The 20,152-nt window shown below is 74.1% G+C and carries 19 protein-coding genes; 8 read left to right on the top strand and 11 right to left on the bottom strand.

Annotated elements, in window-relative coordinates; genetic code table 11:
* Position 1 precedes the first annotated feature (1 nt).
* Together ACZ47G_RS06465 and ACZ47G_RS06460 are read right to left on the bottom strand one after the other, a co-directional pair.
* Positions 2-505, bottom strand: a complete 504-nt coding sequence (locus ACZ47G_RS06465) for a hypothetical protein (RefSeq protein ID WP_465740328.1) — start codon at positions 503-505, stop codon at positions 2-4.
* A gap of 209 nt (positions 506-714) precedes the next feature.
* Positions 715-2,448, bottom strand: coding sequence for a CehA/McbA family metallohydrolase (locus tag ACZ47G_RS06460; protein ID WP_465740327.1), 1,734 nt, complete (start codon positions 2,446-2,448; stop codon positions 715-717).
* A 210-nt stretch (positions 2,449-2,658) separates the two neighbouring features.
* Between ACZ47G_RS06460 and ACZ47G_RS06455 the strand changes: the two genes are divergently transcribed.
* Positions 2,659-3,597, top strand: a complete 939-nt coding sequence (locus ACZ47G_RS06455; RefSeq protein ID WP_465740326.1) for a polysaccharide deacetylase family protein — start codon at positions 2,659-2,661, stop codon at positions 3,595-3,597.
* 120 nt (positions 3,598-3,717) lie between these two features.
* Here the strand turns inward: ACZ47G_RS06455 and ACZ47G_RS06450 are convergent, their stop codons facing one another.
* From ACZ47G_RS06450 to ACZ47G_RS06440, 3 genes are all read right to left on the bottom strand, one after another.
* On the bottom strand, positions 3,718-4,101 hold the full coding sequence (locus ACZ47G_RS06450; protein ID WP_465740325.1) for a barstar family protein: 384 nt from the start codon (positions 4,099-4,101) through the stop codon (positions 3,718-3,720).
* Between the two features lie 153 nt (positions 4,102-4,254).
* Positions 4,255-4,908 carry a 4'-phosphopantetheinyl transferase family protein gene (locus ACZ47G_RS06445; RefSeq protein WP_465740324.1) on the bottom strand — a complete coding sequence of 218 codons (654 nt, stop codon included), beginning with the start codon at positions 4,906-4,908 and terminating at the stop codon, positions 4,255-4,257.
* Between the two features lie 111 nt (positions 4,909-5,019).
* Positions 5,020-5,244 (bottom strand): hypothetical protein, encoded by a 225-nt coding sequence (locus ACZ47G_RS06440; RefSeq protein WP_465740323.1) that lies wholly within the window; start codon positions 5,242-5,244, stop codon positions 5,020-5,022.
* A gap of 283 nt (positions 5,245-5,527) precedes the next feature.
* Between ACZ47G_RS06440 and ACZ47G_RS06435 the strand changes: the two genes are divergently transcribed.
* The 7 genes from ACZ47G_RS06435 (at position 5,528) to ACZ47G_RS06405 (ending at position 11,391) form a co-directional block, all read left to right on the top strand.
* Positions 5,528-6,013 carry a cysteine/serine endopeptidase inhibitor gene (locus tag ACZ47G_RS06435; RefSeq protein WP_465740322.1) on the top strand — a complete coding sequence of 162 codons (486 nt, stop codon included), beginning with the start codon at positions 5,528-5,530 and terminating at the stop codon, positions 6,011-6,013.
* A 194-nt stretch (positions 6,014-6,207) separates the two neighbouring features.
* Entirely contained in the window at positions 6,208-7,689 is a 1,482-nt protein-coding gene (locus ACZ47G_RS06430; protein WP_465740321.1) for a hypothetical protein, read from the top strand.
* A 244-nt stretch (positions 7,690-7,933) separates the two neighbouring features.
* Positions 7,934-8,416, top strand: a complete 483-nt coding sequence (locus ACZ47G_RS06425) for a flavoprotein (protein WP_465740320.1) — start codon at positions 7,934-7,936, stop codon at positions 8,414-8,416.
* Between the two features lie 127 nt (positions 8,417-8,543).
* The gene (locus tag ACZ47G_RS06420) at positions 8,544-9,497 is read left to right on the top strand and encodes a DUF6528 family protein (RefSeq protein ID WP_465740559.1); all 954 of its coding nucleotides are present in this window, start codon (positions 8,544-8,546) and stop codon (positions 9,495-9,497) included.
* A 266-nt stretch (positions 9,498-9,763) separates the two neighbouring features.
* On the top strand, positions 9,764-10,075 hold the full coding sequence (locus tag ACZ47G_RS06415; RefSeq protein WP_465740319.1) for a hypothetical protein: 312 nt from the start codon (positions 9,764-9,766) through the stop codon (positions 10,073-10,075).
* The gene (locus ACZ47G_RS06410; RefSeq protein ID WP_465740318.1) at positions 10,072-10,686 is read left to right on the top strand and encodes an acyl-CoA thioesterase; all 615 of its coding nucleotides are present in this window, start codon (positions 10,072-10,074) and stop codon (positions 10,684-10,686) included. Before ACZ47G_RS06415 ends, ACZ47G_RS06410 begins: the two co-directional genes overlap by 4 nt.
* Positions 10,687-10,995: 309 nt before the next feature.
* The gene (locus ACZ47G_RS06405) at positions 10,996-11,391 is read left to right on the top strand and encodes a DUF2267 domain-containing protein (RefSeq protein WP_380460839.1); all 396 of its coding nucleotides are present in this window, start codon (positions 10,996-10,998) and stop codon (positions 11,389-11,391) included.
* Positions 11,392-11,481: 90 nt separating this feature from the next.
* Here ACZ47G_RS06405 and manA read toward each other — a convergent pair whose 3' ends face one another.
* The 6 genes from manA to ACZ47G_RS06375 all read right to left on the bottom strand — a co-directional run bounded on the left by manA (position 11,482) and on the right by ACZ47G_RS06375 (position 20,037).
* On the bottom strand, positions 11,482-12,744 hold the full coding sequence (manA, locus tag ACZ47G_RS06400) for a mannose-6-phosphate isomerase, class I (RefSeq protein WP_465740317.1): 1,263 nt from the start codon (positions 12,742-12,744) through the stop codon (positions 11,482-11,484).
* 27 nt (positions 12,745-12,771) lie between these two features.
* Positions 12,772-13,698 carry an ROK family protein gene (locus ACZ47G_RS06395; protein ID WP_465740316.1) on the bottom strand — a complete coding sequence of 309 codons (927 nt, stop codon included), beginning with the start codon at positions 13,696-13,698 and terminating at the stop codon, positions 12,772-12,774.
* Positions 13,699-13,773: 75 nt separating this feature from the next.
* Positions 13,774-16,887: an alpha-mannosidase gene (locus ACZ47G_RS06390; protein WP_465740315.1), complete on the bottom strand. Its 3,114-nt coding sequence runs from the start codon at positions 16,885-16,887 to the stop codon at positions 13,774-13,776.
* A gap of 75 nt (positions 16,888-16,962) precedes the next feature.
* Positions 16,963-18,240 carry a glycoside hydrolase 5 family protein gene (locus ACZ47G_RS06385; RefSeq protein WP_465740314.1) on the bottom strand — a complete coding sequence of 426 codons (1,278 nt, stop codon included), beginning with the start codon at positions 18,238-18,240 and terminating at the stop codon, positions 16,963-16,965.
* Between the two features lie 56 nt (positions 18,241-18,296).
* Positions 18,297-19,160 (bottom strand): carbohydrate ABC transporter permease, encoded by an 864-nt coding sequence (locus ACZ47G_RS06380; RefSeq protein WP_465740313.1) that lies wholly within the window; start codon positions 19,158-19,160, stop codon positions 18,297-18,299.
* Positions 19,161-19,164: 4 nt separating this feature from the next.
* Positions 19,165-20,037, bottom strand: coding sequence for a carbohydrate ABC transporter permease (locus tag ACZ47G_RS06375; protein ID WP_380460827.1), 873 nt, complete (start codon positions 20,035-20,037; stop codon positions 19,165-19,167).
* Positions 20,038-20,152: the final 115 nt, after the last annotated feature.

Raw genomic sequence — 20,152 nt, 5'->3', positions numbered from 1 at the left:
GCTACCAGCCGAGAAGGTGGGTGCGGGTGGTGAGGGCGGTGAGGAGGGACTCGGCGGTGGTTTCGGGGGTGAGGGGGGTGGTGTCGAGCTCGTGCGGGGTGGTGGGGGGTGTGGTGGTGAGGACGACGTGGTGGAGGGCGGCGCCGGTGGCGCGGCTCTCGCGGCGGAAGGTGTCGAGGGTGGCCGGGGGCTCGGTGCACTCGACGACGACCTGGTAGCCACCGGTGGCGTAGGCGAAGGCGGCCTGGGCGGTGGCCGCGAGGGCGGTGGCGTGCTGGCGGGCCGTCTCGGGGAGCCCGTCCGGCAGCCGGCCGTTGCGGATGACCTGGAGGAAGTCGTCCGTCCGCAGGTGGACGCTGGGGCGCAGCTCCTGGGCGAGCAGCGCCGCGACCGGGCTGCCGCCCCCTCGTTCGCCGGCGGCCCCGGTGGGGTCGACGAGGACGAGGACGCCCCCGGCCCCCCGGCCGCCCCCGAGCTCCGGCCCACCTACGGTCGTACGGTTCACAGCTGCTGATCCCTTCGCGGGCCGGGGACGGGACGGGTACGGACGGGCAGCCGGGGCGAGGCGGTGGGAGTGCGAAGGAGCCGGTCGGCCCGGATGCGGACAGCCGACCGCCTCGTCCCTACGACTGATGCGTTTCGGGGATCAACCTAGTCCAAACGGGTGCCCCGAGTCGTCCCCCTCCCGGCCCGTGGGCGGGTCGGCGGGCGTGCTCAGTGCTCGTCGGCGCGCAGCACGATCGGGTTGGTGAGGGCCGCCATCGGGCCCCAGGGGAGGTCCGCGCCCATGGTGTTGCCCTTGCCGGGCGTGCCGTCGGCCCTGGGGTGGCGCACCTCGGCACGGACGTAGCCGGCGAGCGAGGCGGTGGTGCGCCAGACGACCGTGCCGGAGCCGTCGGCGGACAGCGACTCCTGGTGCATCTGGCCCTCGTCGGTGATCAGGCGGACGGTGCCGCCGGGCACGCCGGAGACGGTGAGCCGGACGTCCACCGGGGCGTCGGCGGGGACGGTCAGCTCCTCGCCGATGCCCGCCTGGCGGCCGTGGCCGGTGGCGGTGAGGTCGAGCCGGACGGCGGCGGACTCGGCCAGCCAGCTGCGCCCGGCGCGCAGGCCGTCCAGGACGGCGTCCCGGGTGAGGTCCTCGGCGAGGACCACGTTGTGCGGCAGGCCGATGACCTGGGGCGCGCTGTGGGCGTCGCTGTTGCCCATCGCGGGCCGCCAGGAGCGCTCGCCGGATCCGCCGCCTGATCCGCGGCCGGATGCGCCGTTGGATCCGCCGTTGGACCCGCCGCCGGATCCGCCGCCCCGCAGGGCCGCGGCGAGCTGGGAGTCCCAGGTGTCGACGGCCGATTCGTCGTCGTACGTCCAGGGCCCGTTCCACACCTCGACGGCGTCGGCCTGCTCGTAGCCGAACTTCCACTGGCAGGCGACGTACGGGCAGTACGGGTGCGCGGGCACCACCAGGCCGCCGGAGCGGTGGACCTGGCGGACGAAGCGCGGGAACTCCTCGTCGCGGGAGCGGTAGCGCCAGTCGACGAACTGGCCCGCCTCCAGGCCGAGCGCCAGCCAGTGGCCGTTGCGGGTGGTGACCTCCTCGCCGGGGACGATCAGCAGGTCGGGGCCGGCCAGCGGGCCCCAGACGGCGTGCGAGGAACTGGTGTTGTGGTCGGTGGAGACGATGAAGTCCAGGCCGGCCGCGCGGGCCCCGGCGGCCACCTCCTCGGGCAGGCGGCGCCCGTCGGAGTGCACGGTGTGCAGGTGGCAGTCGCCGCGGTACCAGGCCCGGCCGCGGCCGCGGGCCCGCTCCGGCGGGTAGTGCGGGGTGAACTCCGGCCCGGGCTCGCCGAACCGGAGGGTGACCTGGACGCGGTACTCCAGGCCCTGCGGGGCGACCTGGTACGGGCCCAGGACGACGTGCCAGGTGCCGGGGTTGATCGGGCCGGGGAGGTAGCCGGGGGTGGCGGAGTCGCGGGCGAGCGCGAACTCGGTGCGGAAGCCGCCGGACCAGCCGCGGAAGCCGTCCCCGCCGAGGTCGGTGCCGCGCTCGTCGAAGATGCCGATGTCGCAGGAGTTGCCGGGGGTGCCGGCCGGGACCTGCGGCTTGTCGTAGCCGTAGGAGACGGCGATCTCGCGGACGCCCTCGGGGACCTCGACCGGGAGGTGGACGAAGTCGGGGGCGCCGGTGGGGAGGTGGCCGGTGAGGGTGAGGGTGCGGTCGCCGCGGTTCGGGCCCTGGCCTTCGCTGGGGCCTTGGCTGGGGCCTTGGCTCGGGGCGGCCGAGGCGGAGCCGGCGGTGGCGGCGCTCGCGGCCAGGCCGAGGGCGGTGGCGGCGCCGGTGGCGAGGCCCGTGCGGAGCAGGTCGCGGCGGGCGGGGTGCGGTGGCTCGGTGGGGCTCGATGGCTCGGCGGGGCGCTCGGGCTGGACGGGCGGGGTGGGGTCGGCGGGCATCGGGGCCTCCGGGCTGGGGTGGGCGGGTCCGTCGGCACGCCTACCCCGGGGGGTGAACCCGGGGTGAGGCAGGGCCCACCGGGGTGGGGCGGGTCGGTGAAAGGGGACCGGGGCACGGGCGGGGCAAGTTGCGCTGAGTGACGATCGGTCGGTTCATAGTCATGTGCCGATCGGCATGACAGGTGGCGACGGGTCGGTCTGGAGGCTGATGTGGCACTGAGTCGGCGGGTTCTGCTGACGGCGGTGGTGGCCGGGGGCGCGCTGGCGGGGTGCCGGGCGGGGCGGGAGGAGGCGGGGGGCGGGGCGGCCCCGGCGGCCGGGTCGGCCTCGCCGTCGGCCACTCCTTCGGCCAGTCCTTCGGGCACGCCGTCCGGCACGCCGTCAGCCGCGTCGTCGGCGGTGCCCTCCGCCGCCGGGTCCGCCGCCGGGTCCGCCGCCCCTCGGGAACCCGGCCGGGCGGAGCTGGTCCAGCGCTACGGGGCCGTGGCGCCGACCGCGTGGGGTCTGGACCTCCCCGGGGTGGTCACCGGGCTGCCGGAGGGCGAGCAGGCCATGGCGCTCACCTTCGACGCCTGCGGGGGGCCCGGCGGGAGCCGCTACGACGCCGACCTGATCGACTTCCTGCGCGCGCACTCCGTCCCGGCCACGCTGTTCCTGAACGCCCGCTGGATCGACGCCAATCCGCAGATCTTCGAGCAGCTCGCCGCCGACCGGCTGTTCGAGATCGGCAACCACGGCACCGTGCACCGTCCGCTCTCGGTGACCGGCCGCTCGGCGGAGGGGATCGCCGGTACGGGCGGGGTCGGCGAGGTGTACGACGAGGTGGCGGGCAACGCCCACAAGCTGACCGAGCTGCTCGGGCACCCGCCGCGGTTCTTCCGCTCCGGCACCGCGTACTACGACGACGTCGCCGTCCGGGTGGTCGCCGACCTGGGCGAACGCATCGCCGGGTTCACCGTGAACGGGGACGGCGGCGCGACGATGCCGGCCGCCGAGGTGCGGCGGGAGGTGGCGTCGGCGCCGCCGGGGGCGATCGTCATCGGGCACATGAACCAGCCGGGCCGGGGCACCGCCGCCGGGTTCACGGCGGCACTGCCGGGGCTGCTGGCGGCGGGGCGGCGGTTCGTCCGGCTGTCCGACGTGCTGTAGCCCCCGGGAGTCCGCTGGCCCCCGCCCGGCGCGTCACGCCGGGCGGGGGCCACCACGCGGGGTCGCGCCATGTGGGGCCACACCCCGCCCGGTCACACCACGCGGGTCAGAGCAGGCGGGTCAGACCAGGCGGAGGCCGCCCGGGTGCCGCTGCTCGATGATGTCGACCAGCCAGTCGTAGACCGTCGGCCCCTTGCCCGCTTTGGCCGCGGCCAGCTCGGCGGCGACGTACGCGCGGCTCTCGGGGTGGGCGCGGGCGAGCCGGCGCTCCAGCTGGCGGACCGTCTCCGGGTAGCCGAGGCTGCGGCGGGAGGCCTCGTGGTGGCGCCACTCGATGACGTAGTCGTCGTCCTCGGGCGTGCCGAAGCCGCCGCTCAGGCAGTCGGCGAAGGCGTCGAGGTTGCGGCCGAAGTAGCCGTCGACGCCGATCTCCCGCCCGACCACGTCCCAGAAGTCCTCCAGGCTGCCGATCTCGTTGCCGTCGATCACATAGGTCACCGTCACGCGGTCGAGGATATGCCCGGGCGGCGAACCGCCGGGTGACGAACGGTTACGGCGGGATGATCGACGGCTACGGTTCGACGGCTACGGCTACGGCTACGGCTTCGGCTACGGCTTCGGCTCCGCAGCTACGGCTACAGTTCGACGGCTCGACGCTCACGGCTCGACGGCGATCGCGGTGGCGAGCAGTCCGTCGCGCACCGCCCAGCGGCCGTCGAAGCCGTCCAGCCGGCGGCCGCCGACCACCGGGCCGGGGACCAGCAGCCGGGCGGTGAAGGTGCCGTCGGGGCAGAGGTCGAGTTCGGCCTCGTGGAAGTCCAGCCAGAGTTCGGTCAGCGGGAACCAGGCCTTGTAGACGGACTCCTTGGCGCTGAACAGGATGCGGTCCCACGGCGTGGCCGGCTGTGCGGCGGTGAGCGCGGCCAGCCGCTGCTGCTCGACGGGCAGGGCGACGGATTCGAGGACGCCCTCCGGGAGCGGCAGCGCGGGTTCGGCGTCGATGCCGAGCGAGGCCAGGGTGCCGGCCCGGGTGACGGCGGCCGCGCGGAAGCCGTCGCAGTGGGTGAGGCTGCCGACCACGCCCTCCGGCCAGCTCGGTGCGCCGCGCAGGCCCGGGACGAGCGGGCGGTACGGGACGCCGAGGCGGGTCAGGGCGGTGCGGGCGCAGTGGCGGACGGTGGTGAACTCGCGGCGGCGCTTGTCCACGGCCCGGGCGACGGCCGCCTCCTCGGCGGGCTCCAGCCGCGCCTCGGGCGGGTCGTCGTAGGCCACTTCGGTCACCACGACGTCCGGCAGCAGGTCCCCGATCACGCGTTCCCCCCTAGGTCGGCAGCGCGGGCGGCGGGCCGCGCGGGTCGAGCCTAACCCGGGTGGGCGGTCCCGGTCGGTGATCTTCGCCAACCGGGCCGGGGCCGGGGAGGGTTACTGGCCGAGCAGGTGGGCGAAGTCCAGTCCGAGGCTGCCGAGGACGGGCAGCGCGCCGAGGTCGGTGACGCCGCCGACCGGGATGCTGTAGCCCTGGTTCACCTCGCGCTGGGTCGCCTCGCGTCGGGTCGCCTCGCGCTGGGTCGCGGCGGCCGGCGCCGCAGCGGCGAGGGCCGGGGTCAGGACGGCGCCGAGGAGCAGGGCGGCGAGTGCGGTGCGCATGGGGCGGGCCTCCGGAGCGGGCGGGGGTGACGGCCTGTCAACACCCTGCGTGGCGGGACGGTCACGCATCTTCGCCCCTTCGGCCGCATTGGTAAAGATCCTTGACTTGTGTTCATGGCAACACCGAGGAGGTCTGGACCACGCCGAGGTGGAACGCATACGTTCCCTTCACCGGGTGGGCATCGGGTCGGATCGGACCGCCGAACTGCACTGCGGCTCCGGCGACTTCTGCCTGTCATGCCCATGACTATCCCCGGGATCGACGAACCGGAGGGAACGAACCATGCGCGCCATCGGCAAGAACCTCAGGATCCTCGCGGGCGCCCCGCTCGCCGCCGCCGCCCTCATCGCCCTCACGGCCGGCTCCGCCAGCGCCGCGATACCGCTCAACAAGCCGATCACCGGCAAGGCCACCTACTACAACGACGCCGGCTACGGCGCCTGCGGCACCCGGATCAACGCCGCCGACCAGCTGCTGGTCGCCGTCCCGCACTCCTGGTGGACCTCGGCCAACCCCAACAACGACCCGCTGTGCAAGGGCATTTCGGTCAAGGTGAGCTACCAGGGCAAGACCATCACCGTGCCGGTGAAGGACCAGTGTCCGTCCTGCGACTCCACCCACATCGACCTCAGCCAGCCCGCCTTCGCCAAGCTCGCCCCGCTGGACAAGGGCGTGATCAACGGCCTCACCTGGCAGTTCGTCAAGACCGGGGTGAACGGCAAGACCGTCGCGCTGTCCGAGCCGGTCGCCGGCTCGACCATCGGCTGACGCTCCCGACGCCTGCCCGCCCCGCCCGCCCCGCCCGCCCCCGGCCTCGACGCGCGGGGGCGGGCGCGGCGCGTTCGGGCCGGGGCGGGGCGGTCGATCCGACGATTCCTCGTGCGGGGTGCGGTCGGCCCTGACTAGACTCCCGCACCGTCGTTCGGTCATTGTGGACCGAATTCCAGCCCCACGGAGGAGTCTTGGCCTCGATCACCCTCGACGCCGAGCGCCGCGTCCGGGCCGATGCCGGACGTGTCCGGGTCGCCGCCGTGGAGGCGCTGCGCTCGCTCGGCTTCCAGGTCACCGCGGAGCTGGCCACCGTCGTGGAGGCCCGGCGCGGCTCGGCCGTCCGCTCGGCGATGCTGCTGCCCGACGAAGTCCCGCTGGCGGCGCGGCTGCGGTTCGCCGCGGACCCCGACCGCGGCACCACGGTGTCGCTGCACCTGACCGACCGCGCCGTCTCGGTGGTCGCCCTGGGCGTGCAGGCCCCGTACGTGACGGCCTACCAGAGCGCGCTGCTGGCCCTGGACCAGGCACTGACCGGCCTCGACCCCGACGCGGCGGCCGGCTTCCCCCAGCCCCGCTGGTGGGCCCGGGCGCCCCAGGCGGACGCGCTGGCCCGGCACCACCAGACCGGTCAGCGGGTGGTCGGCGGCGTCACCGCCCTCGTCAACGACCGACTCTCCGGCGCGCCCCGGGCCACCGGACCGTCCCTGTGGGGCGGGGTCCAGGGTGTTGTCTTCCACTCCCGGGAGGGCGCCGTCGCCCTGGACCGGGGTGCCCTCGTGGGCCTGCTGGCGATCCCGGTGCTGATGAGTCGCCGACCGGACGGCGTCCCGGAGCAACTCGGCTCCGAGGTGGCGCAGTTGGCCGCTTCGGTCGAGGGGAGCATATCGGCGGTCGGCGGCGGCATGGTGAACGTGCGGGTCGGCAGCGAACAGCGCCCGGCCTTCGAGTTCCTGTACCGGCAGTTCGCGATTCGCTCCCGACTGCCCGTACGGACCCTGTGCACCTGCCGGGACTGCCGACAGACCAAAGTCGTCAACCTGGACCTCCAGCGGATGCGGGAACGGCGACGGCGGCTGAAGATGATCACCTCCGTCATGCACGCGGCGCACGGCAAGGACGGCGAGGTCAGCCCCTTCCAGCTCTTCGGGGCGTTCCTCCAACACCGCAAGGTCGAACCCGACTTCATCTGCTCGCGCTGCGAGAGCACAGAGGCCGACGAGCACCCGGTGACGTTCTGCCCGGGCTGCGGGGAGATGCGGACGGAGGGGGCGCTGATCACCTGCGGGGAGTGCGGGTACGACTTCGAGGCGCTGGTGGCGGGGCTGGCGGTGTGGGGCGCGGTGCCGCCTCCGATGCCTCCGGTGCCGTCCGCGCCGCCGGTTGCGCCCGGGCCGCCCGCGCCGCCGGCCGCCCCGCCGATGCCGGCCATTCCGCCGATGCCGACCATCGCCCTGATGCCCGCGCCACCCGTCGTACCGCCAGGCTTCGGCCCAGCACCAGAGGGCTTCACCCCGCCACCGCCGCCGACCTGCGGGATCTGCGGCGGCAGCTACCCGGTGCTGTGGTCCGTCCAGGTCCTCGACGGCCTCAACCCCCGGCCGCTGACCGTCTGCCGCACCTCCCCGCGCTGCTCACCGTCCTCCGTGGTCACCCCGGCGCGGATACCGACCTGACGCCGCCCGTTCCTACGGGTGCACCGGGCCGTCGGGCCGGGCGATCCAGCACGCCGAACTCCTTCACGGCCAGGCGCACTTGCTCCCCGCCCGCGCCTGCGGTCCCGCAGGCGCGGGCGGTCCGGCGCGGTCAGAGGAGGTGCTCGACGGCCTCGAAGATGTCGGCGTCGGTCTGAGGCGTTCGGGAAGATCGTGCATGCGGCTCTGGTGGTGGGCCGCTGAGTGTAGAAGGGGAGTGCGGACGATGCCGATGCTGTATGTGGTGGTGTGTGCGGCGGGAGTGGCCGGCGGGGTGGGGGAGTTGATCTCGGCCGCGCAGGGGCGGGGGTGGGAGGTCGGTGTGGTGGCGACTCCTCTTGCCGTGGGGTTCCTGGATGTTGAGGCGATCGAGACGCGGACGGGGTATCCGATCCGCTCCGCCTGGCGGAAGCCGGGGGATCCTCGGCCGTTGCCGGATCCGGATGCCCTCGTGGTCTCGCCCGCCACGTTCAACACGATCAACAAGTGGAGCGCGGGGATCTCGGACACGCTCGCGCTGGGGATCCTGTGCGAGTCGTACGGGTGGGGGATCCCGGTGGCCGTTCAGCCGTGCCTGAGTGCGGCCCAGGCGGCGCATCCGGCGTACGAGGAGAGCCTGAACAGGCTGCGGCGGATGGGCGTGCGGATCGCGGAGTTCGTACCGGGGTCGTACGACTGGACGCGGGTGCTGGACCTGTTGGCGGTCTGACCGGGCGGCTGGTCGGTTGCTCGGATCCCGGCAGTGCGCGGGCACTGACGGCCGTACCGGGCGCGGCGCCGTTCGGCCGAGTCGTGGTGCGGGGTGGTGCCGGAGCGGCCACCGTGGGGGCGTGCCGATGCGAATGCTGTCCGCCCTGTGCCTGGCCCTGCTGTGCTGCGTGCCCGCCGGCCGGGCGGAGGCGGGGCGGCCGGGCTGGCAGGTGGTGGTCGCCGACCAGGGCTCCCGGCGGGTGTTCGTGCTGCAGAGTGCCGAGGAGCTGATGGCCTACCAGGGTCCGGACCGGCTTCCGGTGGTGTGGTCCTGGAGCGCGGACCGGGCGCCGGACCTCGCCGATCTCGCCGTGGACCGCAGCTGGTCGCTGGTGGACGAGGCGAAGAGCCGGATCCGGCAGGGCCGCCGCTACCTGCTGACCACGGCCAGTGGCGGGCTCGCCGCCGTGGTGGAGACCGCCACCGGCCGGACGTACTGGGCCGCGGACCTGGGCCCGGGGGTCAACCCGCACAGCATCGAGCTGCTGCCGGACGGCGATGTCGCGGTGGTGGCCGCGGCCGGCTGGGTGCGGCTGTACGCGGCCTCGCGGGGGCCGCGTGCCACGGCGTACGCGGAGTTCGGGCTGCCCGGCGCGCACGGGGTGCTCTGGGACGGCCGGTCCGGGCTGCTCTGGGTGCTCGGTGACGAGGCGCTGGTCGGGCTGCGGGTGGGCGGTTCGCCGGCCGCGCCGACGCTGACCGCGGTCCGCACCGCCCCGCTGCCGGGCCGGGGCGGCCACGACCTCGCGCCGGTGCTGGCGGAGCCGGGCCGGTTCTGGCTGAGCACCCTGCGGGGCCTGTGGCGCTACGACCCGGCCGCCGACCGCTTCACGGCCGTGCGGCTGGCCGATCCCGCCGCCGAGCGGGACGTCAAGAGCATCGGCGACGAGCCCGGGACGGGCCGGCTGCTCACGGTGGCGCCCGATCACTCCGCGGCCTGCGACTGGTGCACCTCGGTGATCCGGCTGCACCGGCCGGAGGGTGCGCGGACGCTGCGCGGCACCCACCTGTACAAGGCGCGCTGGTGGGGCGGCTGGTAGCAGATTCGTGACGGACCGTAGTCGATCTTGCTCGGCGGGTCGGCGATACCACCCGTTCTGCTTACCGCGTTCGGCTGATGGGGCATATTGTGTACCCCGGCAAACTACTCCAATGGAAGTCAGTTTCCCGTCGTGGTCCGAAAACCATCTGCGGACCCGCGCCGACTGGGATAGCGTCGAAGCCGTCGGGGGGCCGACACCGATCAGGGTGTATTCGAACGTCAGTTACCGGGCCGTAATGGCTCGAATTGGTCCTGGAGAAAAGCATGCGGAATTCCCCAGAGGAAAGCCGGTCGGACGTCATCGACGATCTGCAGCTCGCGGTCGACTCGCTGGCGGCCTTTCCGGCCCGGAATGCGGCCGGTGCGGCGGACGTCACCGAACGGCTCGCCGCGGTCGCCGAACTCTGCCGGTCGGTCGACATGATGCTCGACAGCCTGGTCGTCCAGGCGGCCGCCGAGGCCGCCGAGGAGGGTTGGACGGCGGCCCGGATGGCGGCCGAACAGTCCGGCTATTACGCCAGGTTGCAGCGGGCGCTGCTCCCCACCGGCGCCGGCGCCGGGCTGACGCAGCAGTGAGCGCGCTGCACCCGGGCGTGCACGTGCTGTCCTGCCCCACCCGGTGGAGCGACGTCGACGAGAACGGGCACATCAACAACGCCCGGCTGGTCGGCTACATCCAGGAGGGGATTCACGACCTGCTCCGGCACCACGCGACCGCCGTCCGGCAATCGCTGTTCCCGTCCGGATTCATTATCGCCCGGCACGAAATCGATTACCTGGAGCAGTTGCACCACCGCCCCGAGCCATTGTCGGTGCGGCTCACCGTGGAACACCTCGGACGGAGTTCCGCACACGTCGAGGTGAATGTCTGCCGCGATCCGCTGACCTTTATGCGGGCGCGGACCGTGGTGGTCGCGCGGGACCAGGAATCCGGTCGTTCGCGCAAACTCAGCCAGAACGAGCGGCGTTTTCTGTCGGCGTTTATGTCGGTCTCGTCGGTCTCGGAGGCCGGTGCGGCCTCGGACACGGGGCGTGGCGACGGCCGGGCCGTCGGCAGCGCCGCTGCCGCCGCTGCCGGCGCGAGGCCGACGGTGCCGGGGTCGGTGCCGCGCATGCCGGCCGGGTTCGGTGGCGGGGTGGGCTCGCCGCGGGGCCCGCGCCGCCGGTGTCGCACCTCGGCGGGCTGACCGCCCGCCCGTGGGCTCCCGTGCCGGTGACGGCGCGGGCCGGCGGCGTGATCGACAACGGCGTCGATCCGTCGGTCCGGCCTGGGCCCCCCTTTCGTGGTGTCCCCACCCCTTGGCCCCTGCCGTCAAGGTTGTGTTCGGGACCAGGCCCCCGCCCGGATTGCCGGGCATCGCCCCGGCCGGACCGCAGTACCCTGAGCAGCACGGGAGCCGGTACGTCCCCCGGCGGTCACGGGCTGCGATGAGGCGGCCCCTCCGGACCCATCGCCGCCGGCCCGGCCCGGCCCCGCAGGCCGGAAGGAGGACGCGATGACCATCTCCTCGGAGGACTTCCTCGCCCGCGTCGTGGAACGCGGCGAGTACCGGGGCGCGGCGGAGGCGGACCACGCCTCCCGGGTCGTGCTCGGCCTGCTCGGCGAGCACCTGGTGGGCGCGGAGCGGATGGAGATCGCCGACGCGCTGCCCGGGACGTACGCCTCGCTGCTCCGGGCCGCCGGACCCGCCGCGGAACCGCTGACCGCCGAGCGCTTCGTGGAGGCCGTGGTGGGCTGGATCGACGGCGCGACCACGGCGACGGCGCAGTGGGACATCGGGGCAGTGCTGAGCACCGTGGCCGACCTCGTCCCGGGGGACGTGGTCGACCGGGTCGTCGAGCAGCTGCCGGAAGGTTACGACCTGCTGTTCGGCCACCCGCTGCCCGCCTGAGAACGGTCCTCGCCTGAGGACGCTCCTCGCCTGAGGACGCTGCCCGCCTGAAGCTCGGACCGGGCCGCGAATCGGGCCGCGAATCGGGCCTCAGCCGCCCGTGGTGGCGCGGAACAGCTCCGCGCCCGGGCCGGTCAGTTCGACCGGTCCGGCCCCCGGGGGCAGGTAGGCGGAGGCACCCCTGGGCAGGTCCAGGCCGGGGTGGCCGGGGGAGTGCAGCCGGGCGTGGCCCGCGACGCACAGCAGGATCTGCGGGGTGGGCAGTTCGACGCGGTGCGGGGCCGCCGACGGCCGGAGCCGGGAAAGGCGGAACTCCCGTGCGGGGGAGCGGAATTCGGCCTCCACGTCGTTCAGCGGGCGGGCGGTGCGGCGGACCGGCCCGGCAGCGCGGAAGGACGTGACGGCCAGCAGTCCGTCCACGTCGACGTGCTTGTTGGTGAGCCCGCAGCGCAACACGTTGTCCGAGTTGGCCATCAACTCCACACCGGTGCCCCGGAGATAGGCGTGCGGCACCCCGGCGTCCAGGTACAGCGCCTGCCCGGCGCGGAGCCGGACGTGGTTGAGCAGCAGCGCGGCGAGCAGCCCCGGGTCGCCGGGGTGCTCCTCGGCCAGCCGGGCGTAGGCGGCGCAGGCCTTGGCGTAGCGGCCACCGGCGGCCGCCGTACGGTGCAGCGCCGCGGTGACGGCGGCCAGCCGGGGACCGTCGGCGGCGAGCCGGGAACCGTCGGCGGCCAGCTGAGAGCCGTCAGTGGCCAGTCGGGAACCATCGGCGGTCAGTCGGGAGCCGTCGGCGCCCAGCGCCTGCCGGAGCAGGGCGGGCAGCGCCTCGGCGGCGGGCCGCTCGCGCAGGGCGGCGGACCAGGGGGCCAGCACGCCGAGGGCGTCCAGCAGCCGGGCGGTGCCGGCCGCCGGGCGGAAGCCGCAGAGGGCCTCGAAGTCTCCCAGCGCGCACAGCAGTTCGGGCTTGGCGGAGCGGTCCTTGAACACCCGCTCCGGGGCGTCCACGGGGATGCCCCGGGCCTGCTCGTCGGCGTACCCGGCCTCGGCCTGGGCGCGGCTCGGGTGCACCTGGAGGGAGAGCGCCCGGTCGGCGGCCAGCACCTTGAACAGGAACGGCAGCGCCGGGCCGAACCGCCGTACCGTGTCGGGCCCGAGCAGGCCGTCCGGGTCGGCGGCGATCAGCGCGTCGAGCGGCCGTCCGTCCACCCGGGATGGCGCGGAGGGATGGGCGCCCATCCACAGTTCGGCCTGCGGGGTGCCGTCGGGTGCGGTACCGGTGAGGGCGGGGAGGGCGGTGCGGGAGCCCCAGTCGTAGCGGCGGACCGGGTTGTCGAGCAGGGCGTAGGGCGGCATGCCGGGGTCTCCGGGGGGGGGCAGGTGTCAGCGGCAGAGCGCGGCGGCGCCGATCAGCCCGGCGTCGGTGCCGAGTTCGGCGCGGCGCACGTCCAGGCCGCGGAGGTAGGACAGGGCGGCGTAGCGGTCCAGGTGGCGGGCGAGCGGGTCGAACAGCACTGCTCCGGCGGTGGCCACGCCGCCGCCGACGACCACCCTCTGGAGGTCGACCAGGGCGGCGGTGGCGGCGATCCCGGCGGCCAGCGCCTGGGCGGCCCGGTCGAAGGAGGCCAGCGCGACCGGGTCGCCCGCGGCGGCGGAGACGGCCACGGCGCGGGCCGTGCGGTCGGCGCCGGGCGGGCGCCAGCCATCGGCGAGGGCCCGGCGGGCGATCGCGGTGCCGCTGGCCAGGCCCTCCAGACAGCCGCGGGAGCCGCACGGGCAGGGATCGCCGTCCAGTTCGACGGTGATGTGGCCGAGGTGTCCGGCGTTGCCGCTGGGGCCGGGCCGGACGGCGCCGTCCAGCACCAGTCCGGCGCCGACGCCGGTGGACACCACCAGGCAGAGCGCGTTGTCGGCGCCCCGGGCCGCGCCCTGCCAGTGCTCGGCGGCGGCCATCGCGACGCCGTCCCCCGCCAGGCGGACCGGACGGCCGGCCACCGCCGGGTGCCCGGCCACCTCGGCGACCAGCGGGAAGCCGCGCCAGCCGGGGATGTTGACCGGGCTGACGGTGCCGTCGGCGAGGTCGACCGGGCCGGCGCTGCCGATGCCGACGGCCGTCACGGCGGCCCAGTCGGGGGTGCCGGCGAGCTGCTCCAGCACCTTGTGGACGACGGCGAGCACGGCCGCGCCCGGCTCCCGCGCCGGGGTGGGCAACTGGAGCCGGTGCCGCAGCCGCCCGGCGCCGTCGACCAGCGCCCCGGCGATCTTGGTGCCGCCGATGTCGACGGCGGCGAACAGCGGGGTGAACGGCATGGCGGGCTCCACGGGGGTCGGCGGCGCCCCGGCCGGGCGGGGCCGGGGCGCTCTCACGGTACGCGGGACGGTCGGTCAGCGGGCCGCGCTGAGCCGCAGGGTGACCAGCTCGAACGGCCGCAGTGCCAGCCGGACCGCGCCGTCCGCCACCGTCACCTCGCCGCGGGTACCGTCCCAGGGCCGCTCCAGCAGGTCGCAGGGGACGGCGCCGGCCAGCGGGAAGGAGGTGCTCAGCCGGCCGCGGACCCGGCCGCCGCCCGCCTCGTAGACCCGCACGATCAGGTCGCCGCTGCGGTCGTCGGCGAGCTTGACGGCGCTGACCACCAGGGCGTCGTCGTCCACCTCGACCAGCGGTGCCACCCGCTCGGCGCTGCCGGTGACCCGCCGCTCGGGCAGGCCGATCCGGTAGCCCTCGCGGACGGCGTCGCCGATCGCCGCGCCCGGGACGAGCGCGTGCCGGAAGCGGTGCAGGCCCTGGTCGGTCTTCGGGTCGGGGAAGCGCGGGGCGCGCAGCAGCGAGAAGCGGACGGTCGTGGTGGTGCCGCCGTCGGCCGGGCGCACGGTGCGGGTGACGTCGTGGCCGTAGGTGGAGGCGGTCACCAGGGCGACGCCCCAGCCGGGTTCGTCCAGGTGGACGAAGCGGTGGTTGCAGGCCTCGAACTTGGCGGCGTCCCAGCTGGTGTTGGTGTGGGTGGGCCGGTAGAGGTGGCCGAACTGGGTCTCGGCGGCGTAGCGCTCGGTGTGGACGTCCAGCGGGAAGGCGGCCTTGAGGAACTTCTCGGTCTCGTGCCAGTCGACCTCGGTGTCGATGTCGAGCCGCTGCTCGCCCGCGCGCAGGGTGAGGGTCTGGACGACGGTGGAGGAGCCGAAGGAGCGGGCGATCCGGACCTCGGCCCGGTCGTCGCCGGCCGAGGCGGTGAGCGAGTCCACGCCGGTCAGGTCGGTGACGGTGTTGCGGTAGAACTGGTCGACGTCCCAAGCGTCCCACATGTTGGGGAAGTCGGGGTGCAACTGCAGCAGGTTGGCCCGACTGCCGGGGGCGACGGTCTCCCGGCCGCTCGCCGTCTCCACCACCGAGGTGATCAGGCCGTCGGCGTCGACCACCACCTCCAGCAGGCCGTTGCGCAGGGTGAAGCCGCCGCCGTCGAGCGGGGTCGCCGTGCAGGCCGGACCGGCCGTGACGGCGACGGCCGCGCCGCCCGCCGGGACGGCCGAGCGCGGGTGCGGCGCGGCGTTGAACACCAGCTCGCGCCCGCCCTCCGCCGGACCGGCCAGTGCCTGCTGGGCCGCGCCGATCAGGGCCTCCAGCTCCCGGGCCAGCGCCGCGTAGGTGGCCTCGGCCTCGCGGTGCACCCAGGCGATCGAGGAGCCGGGCAGGATGTCGTGGAACTGGTGCAGCAGCACCGTCTTCCAGATCCGGTCCAGCTGCTCGTACGGGTACTCGTACGGCTCCTCGGTGCCGGTGCCGGTGCCGGTGCCGGTGGCGGTGCCGGTGGCGGTTGCGGTGCCGGTGGCGGTCCCGGTGCGCAACGCGGCGGTGGCGCACCAGAGTTCGGCCTCGCGCAGCAGGTTCTCGCTGCGCCGGTTGCCCTGCTTGGTCCTGGCCTGGCTGGTCAGGGTGGCCCGGTGCAGCTCCAGGTAGAGCTCGCCGACCCAGACCGGCGGGTTCGGGTACTCGGCCTCGGCCTTGGCGAAGAACTCGGCGGGGTTCTCCCAGCGGACGGTGGCCGAGCCCTCCAAGTCCCGCAGCCGGGCCGCCTTGGCGACCATCTCGCGGGTCGTGCCGCCGCCGCCGTCGCCCCAGCCGGTCGGGGCGATCGAGTGCCGGGCCACCCCCTTGTCCTTGAAGTTCCTTGCCGCGTGGGCGATTTCGCTGCCCTTCATGGAGCAGTTGTAGGTGTCCACGGGCGGGAAGTGGGTGAAGATGCGGGTCCCGTCGATGCCCTCCCAGAGGAAGGTGTGGTGCGGGAACTTATTGACCTGGCTCCAGGAGATCTTCTGGGTCAGCAGCCACTTGGATCCGGCGTTGCGGATGATCTGCGGCAGGCCGCCGGTGAAGCCGAAGGTGTCCGGCAGCCAGGCCTCGTGGTTCTCGATCCCGAACTCCTCCAGGAAGAACCGCTTGCCGTGCACGAACTGCCGGGCCATCGCCTCCGAGCTGGGCATGTTGGTGTCGGACTCGACCCACATGCCGCCGGCCGGGATGAACCGGCCCTCGGCCACCGCCTTGCGCACCCGGGCGTACACCTCGGGCCGGTGCTCCTTGATCCAGGCGTACTGCTGCGCCTGGGACATGGTGTAGCGGAACTCCGGCTCGTCCTCCAGCAGCGCGGTCATGTTGGCGGTGGTGCGGGCCACCTTGCGCACCGTCTCGCGCAGCGGCCACAGCCAGGCGGAGTCGATGTGGGCGTGGCCGATCGCGCTGATCCGGTGCGCGGACGGCGCGGCGGGCGCGGCCAGCACCGCCGTCAGCTCCGAACGGGCCCGCGCGGCCGTCCCGTTGACGTCCTGGAGGTCGATCGCGTCCAGGCAGCGCTCGACCGCGCGCAGCACCTCCCAGCGGCGGGCGCCGTCCACCGGCAGCTCGGCCATCAGCTCGCCGAGCACCTCCAGGTCCAGCGCCAGCTGCCAGACGGTGTCGTCGAAGACCGCGAGGTCCAGCCGGGCCAGCTTGTACTGGGGCTGGTCGCCGGCCGTCTCCTTGTCGCCCAACTCGGTGGGCAGGAAGGGGTGGTAGTCCAGGATGACCGGGTTGGCGGCGGCCTCGACGTGCAGCAGCACCTGCTCGCCGCCGGCCGCCGGGGCGGCGATCCGCACCCACTGGTTGCGCGGGTTGAGGCCCTTCACCGGGCTGCCGTCCGAGCGGTAGACCAGGCCCTCGCACTGGAAGCCGGGCATGTTGGCGTCGAAGCCGAGGTCGATCAGCGCCTCGACCGTCCGGCCGGCCCAGGCCTCGGGCACGGTGCCGGACACGGTCAGCCAACTGGTGCCCCAGGGCGCGCCCCAGGCGTCGCCGGCCGCGATCGGGGTGCGCGGCGCGGCCAGCCCCTCGGCCACCGGCACGGGCTCGCCCGGGGCGGTCCAGATGCCGGCCTCCAGCGGGACGGACTCGGGGTAGACGGCGGGGAGGATGCGCTCCTCCAGGACGCGCTTGAGGCGGGACTCGACGAGGGTGCGGTCATCGTGCATGTCGGCAGGCTCCGTTGCGTGCTGGGGTACTGATAGCTGGGGTACTGACAGCTGGGGTACTGACGGCTGGGGTGCTTACAGGGGACGTACGTCGGAGGGGTGGACCACCTCGGTGATGCCGCGCGCGGCCAGGTGCGGCGCGTCCTCCGCGCGTTCGGCGAGCACGGTGGTCGGCCGGGCGCCGGCCTCGGCGAGGCGCATGAAGGCCTCGTACACCGGGCCGCCGGGGCCGCAGTCCGCGCGGCGGGGGGAGGTGACCTCGTCGCCGGTGGCGACCACCACGGCGGTGCTGCGCGGCTCGGGCGGCTGCCAGCTCCGGCGGGCCTCGGCGGCGGCCTCGGCGAGCCGGGCGCCGGCCGGTTTGACCCTCCGCTCGGTGGTCAACAGGCCGAGGCTGTACTCGAGTTCGGGGAAGTCGGCGAGCGAGCGGTCCACGTCGTGGGAGCACCACCAGGTGACACCCCAGACGTCCGGGCAGTCCAGTACGGCCTCGACGGTGGCGCCGGTGAACCGGGCCGCGTCCGCGGCGGTGATGTGCGGGGCGGGCGCGCCGACCTCTTGCAGCCAGACCGGGCGGGCCGGGTCGTCGGCCCAGGCCTTGGACAGCTCGACCAGGTAGGCGGCGTGCTGGGCGGTGGCGGTGGAGTGGGCGCCGTAGCGCTGGGCGGTGCCGTTGAACACCCAGGAGTGCACAGCGGTGGCGGCGCCGAGGCGGGCCGAGTGCCAGGGCGTGAACGGGTGTTCGTCCAGGTACCACGCGGCGTCGTAGGAGGCGTGCAGGTGCAGCCGGCCGGGCGCGCCCTGCTCGCAGGCGGCGAGCATCCGGCGCAGCCAGGCCTCCGCCTCGGCGGGGGTGCAGCGGTCCGGATCGGGGTGCGGGGCGCCGGAGAACTGGTTGATCTCGTTGCCGAGCGTCATCCCGAGGAAGTTCGCCCGCTCGCTCAGCGCCCCGGCGAGGGTGCGCAGGTACTCCGCCTGGCCGTCCAGCACCTCGGGGTCGGTGAAGAGGTTGCGGCGGTGCCAGGTCTGGGTCCAGGACGGCAGGAAGTCGAAGCTCGACAGGTGGCCCTGGAGGCCGTCCACCGCGACGTCCAGGCCGCGTTCGCCGGCCGCGTCCACCAGGGCGGTCAGCTGCTCGACGGCGCGCGGGCGGATCAGGGTGCGGTTGGGCTGGAACAGCGGCCACAGCGGGAAGACCCGGACGTGGTCCAGGCCGAGGGCGGCGACGGAGTCGAAGTCGGCGCGCACGGCTTCCAGGTCGAAGTCGAGCCAGTGGTGGAACCAGCCGGAGCTGGGGGTGTAGTTGACGCCGAAGCGCGGGGGCTGCGGGGTGGCGGTCACGGGGGTTGGCACGGGGGCTACCTCAACTGGTTCGGGGCGTACGGACGGTGTTCCCGCCCTTGGAGGGCTCAGCCCTTGACGGCTCCCTCCTCGACGCCCTTGAAGAAGAAGCGCTGGCAGACGGCGAACACCACGACGATCGGCAGGAAGGCGATCATGGTGCCGGCCGCGATCAGCCGGGGGTTGGCGGAGAAGGTGCCGTTGAGGTACTGGAGCCCGACGGTCAGGGTGTACTTCTGCGGGTCGTTGAGCACGATCAGCGGCCAGAGGAAGTCGTCCCAGGCGCCGATGAAGGTGAAGATGACGATCACGCTGAGCATGCCGCGCACGTTCGGCAGACCGATGTACCACAGCCGCTGCCAGACGTTGGCGCCGTCCACCAGCGCGGCCTGGTCCAGTTCCAGTGGTACGGCGGCGAAGGCGGTGCGCATCAGCAGCACGTTGAGCATGGCGATCGCCCCGGGCAGGGCCACGCCGGCCAGGCTGTCGGCCAGGCCGAGACCGCGCACCAGTACGTACTGGGAGACGATGGTGACCTCGCCGGGCAGCACCAGGGTGGCCAGGAAGAGTCCGAGCACCAGCCTGGCGCCGCGGAAGCGCAGCCGGGCCAGGGCGTAGCCGGCCAGGGTGCAGCCGACCACGTTGCCGGTGATGCAGACGGCCGCGACGGTCAGCGAGTTGAGGGCGTACGTCCACACCGGGATGGTGTCGGCGACCTTGCCGAAGTTGCCGAGGGTCGGCTGCTCGGGCAGGAAGGCCGGGGTGCGGGTGTAGACGTCCTCGGTGGGGCCCTTGAGGGCGGTGGACAGCTGCCACAGGAAGGGGCCGATGACCAGCAGCAGGACGAGCAGGAGCAGCAGGTAGCGGGCGGCGGTCCGGGCGGGGGACGACGTGTTGAAGCCGCGGGCCGTCTTCGGGCGGAGGGTGGTCACGGGGTCAGGCCGCCTTCCGGTTCAGCCGCATCAGGAACAGCATCGGGCCGAGGGTGATGACGAACAGCAGCAGGCTCAGCGCGGAGGCGTAGCCCAGGTGGCCGTTGAAGCCGCGGCTGTACATCTGGATCAGCATCACCACCGACATGTCGCGGCCGCCGGGGCCGCCCTGTCCGTTGGAGAGTACGTACAGCTCGGAGAAGACGCGCAGCGAACTCACCGAGATCAGCGCGGAGATCAGCACCATGGTCGGCCGCACCCCGGGCAGGGTGACGTGCCAGAAGCGGCGCAGCGAGCTCGCGCCGTCCACGGCCGCCGCCTCGTGCAGCTCGCGCGGGACGTTGGCGAGGGCGGACAGGTAGATGACCATGTAGTAGCCCAGGCCCTTCCAGACGGTCAGGGCGATCGCGCTGAACAGCAGCAGCCAGCGGTCGGTGAGGAAGGAGACGGGGGAGTCGGCCAGGCCGGTCTGCTGGAGCAGGCCGTTGACCAGGCCCCGGTCGTCCAGCACCCAGCCCCAGATCAGCGCCACCACGACGGCGGAGGCGATCACCGGGGTGTAGAAGGCGGTGCGGAAGAAGGTGATGCCGGGGATCCGGCGCTGGACGAGCAGGGCGAGCAGCAGCGGCAGGACGGTCAGCAGCGGGAGGCAGACCAGCATGAAGACGATGCTGTTCAGCAGGGCGTCGGCGAGCTGGGCGTCGTCCAGCAGGCGGCCGTAGTTCTCCAGGCCGGTGAAGTGCCCGCCGCCGATGGGCTTGGCGTTGGTGAAGGACAGGATCACCGTGTTGACGGCCGGCCAGAGGTTGAAGACGGCCAGCCAGAGTATCGCGGGGCCGGCGAGCAGCCAGGGGGTGAACCAACGCCGGTGGGTCATGCGGGGCCTTCCTGGGGCTGGGCCCTGGGCCTTCCGGGGGCCGGGGCGGTACGGGTCATTCCCGGGGCGGCGGGCGTGGGGGAGGCCCGCCGCTGCGCCGGTACGGGAGTCACCG

It is taken from the genome of Kitasatospora sp. NPDC030952, from assembly GCF_055571335.1.
The sequence above is the reverse complement of the archived record's forward strand: the minus strand, read 5'-3'. Positions and strand labels throughout refer to the sequence as shown.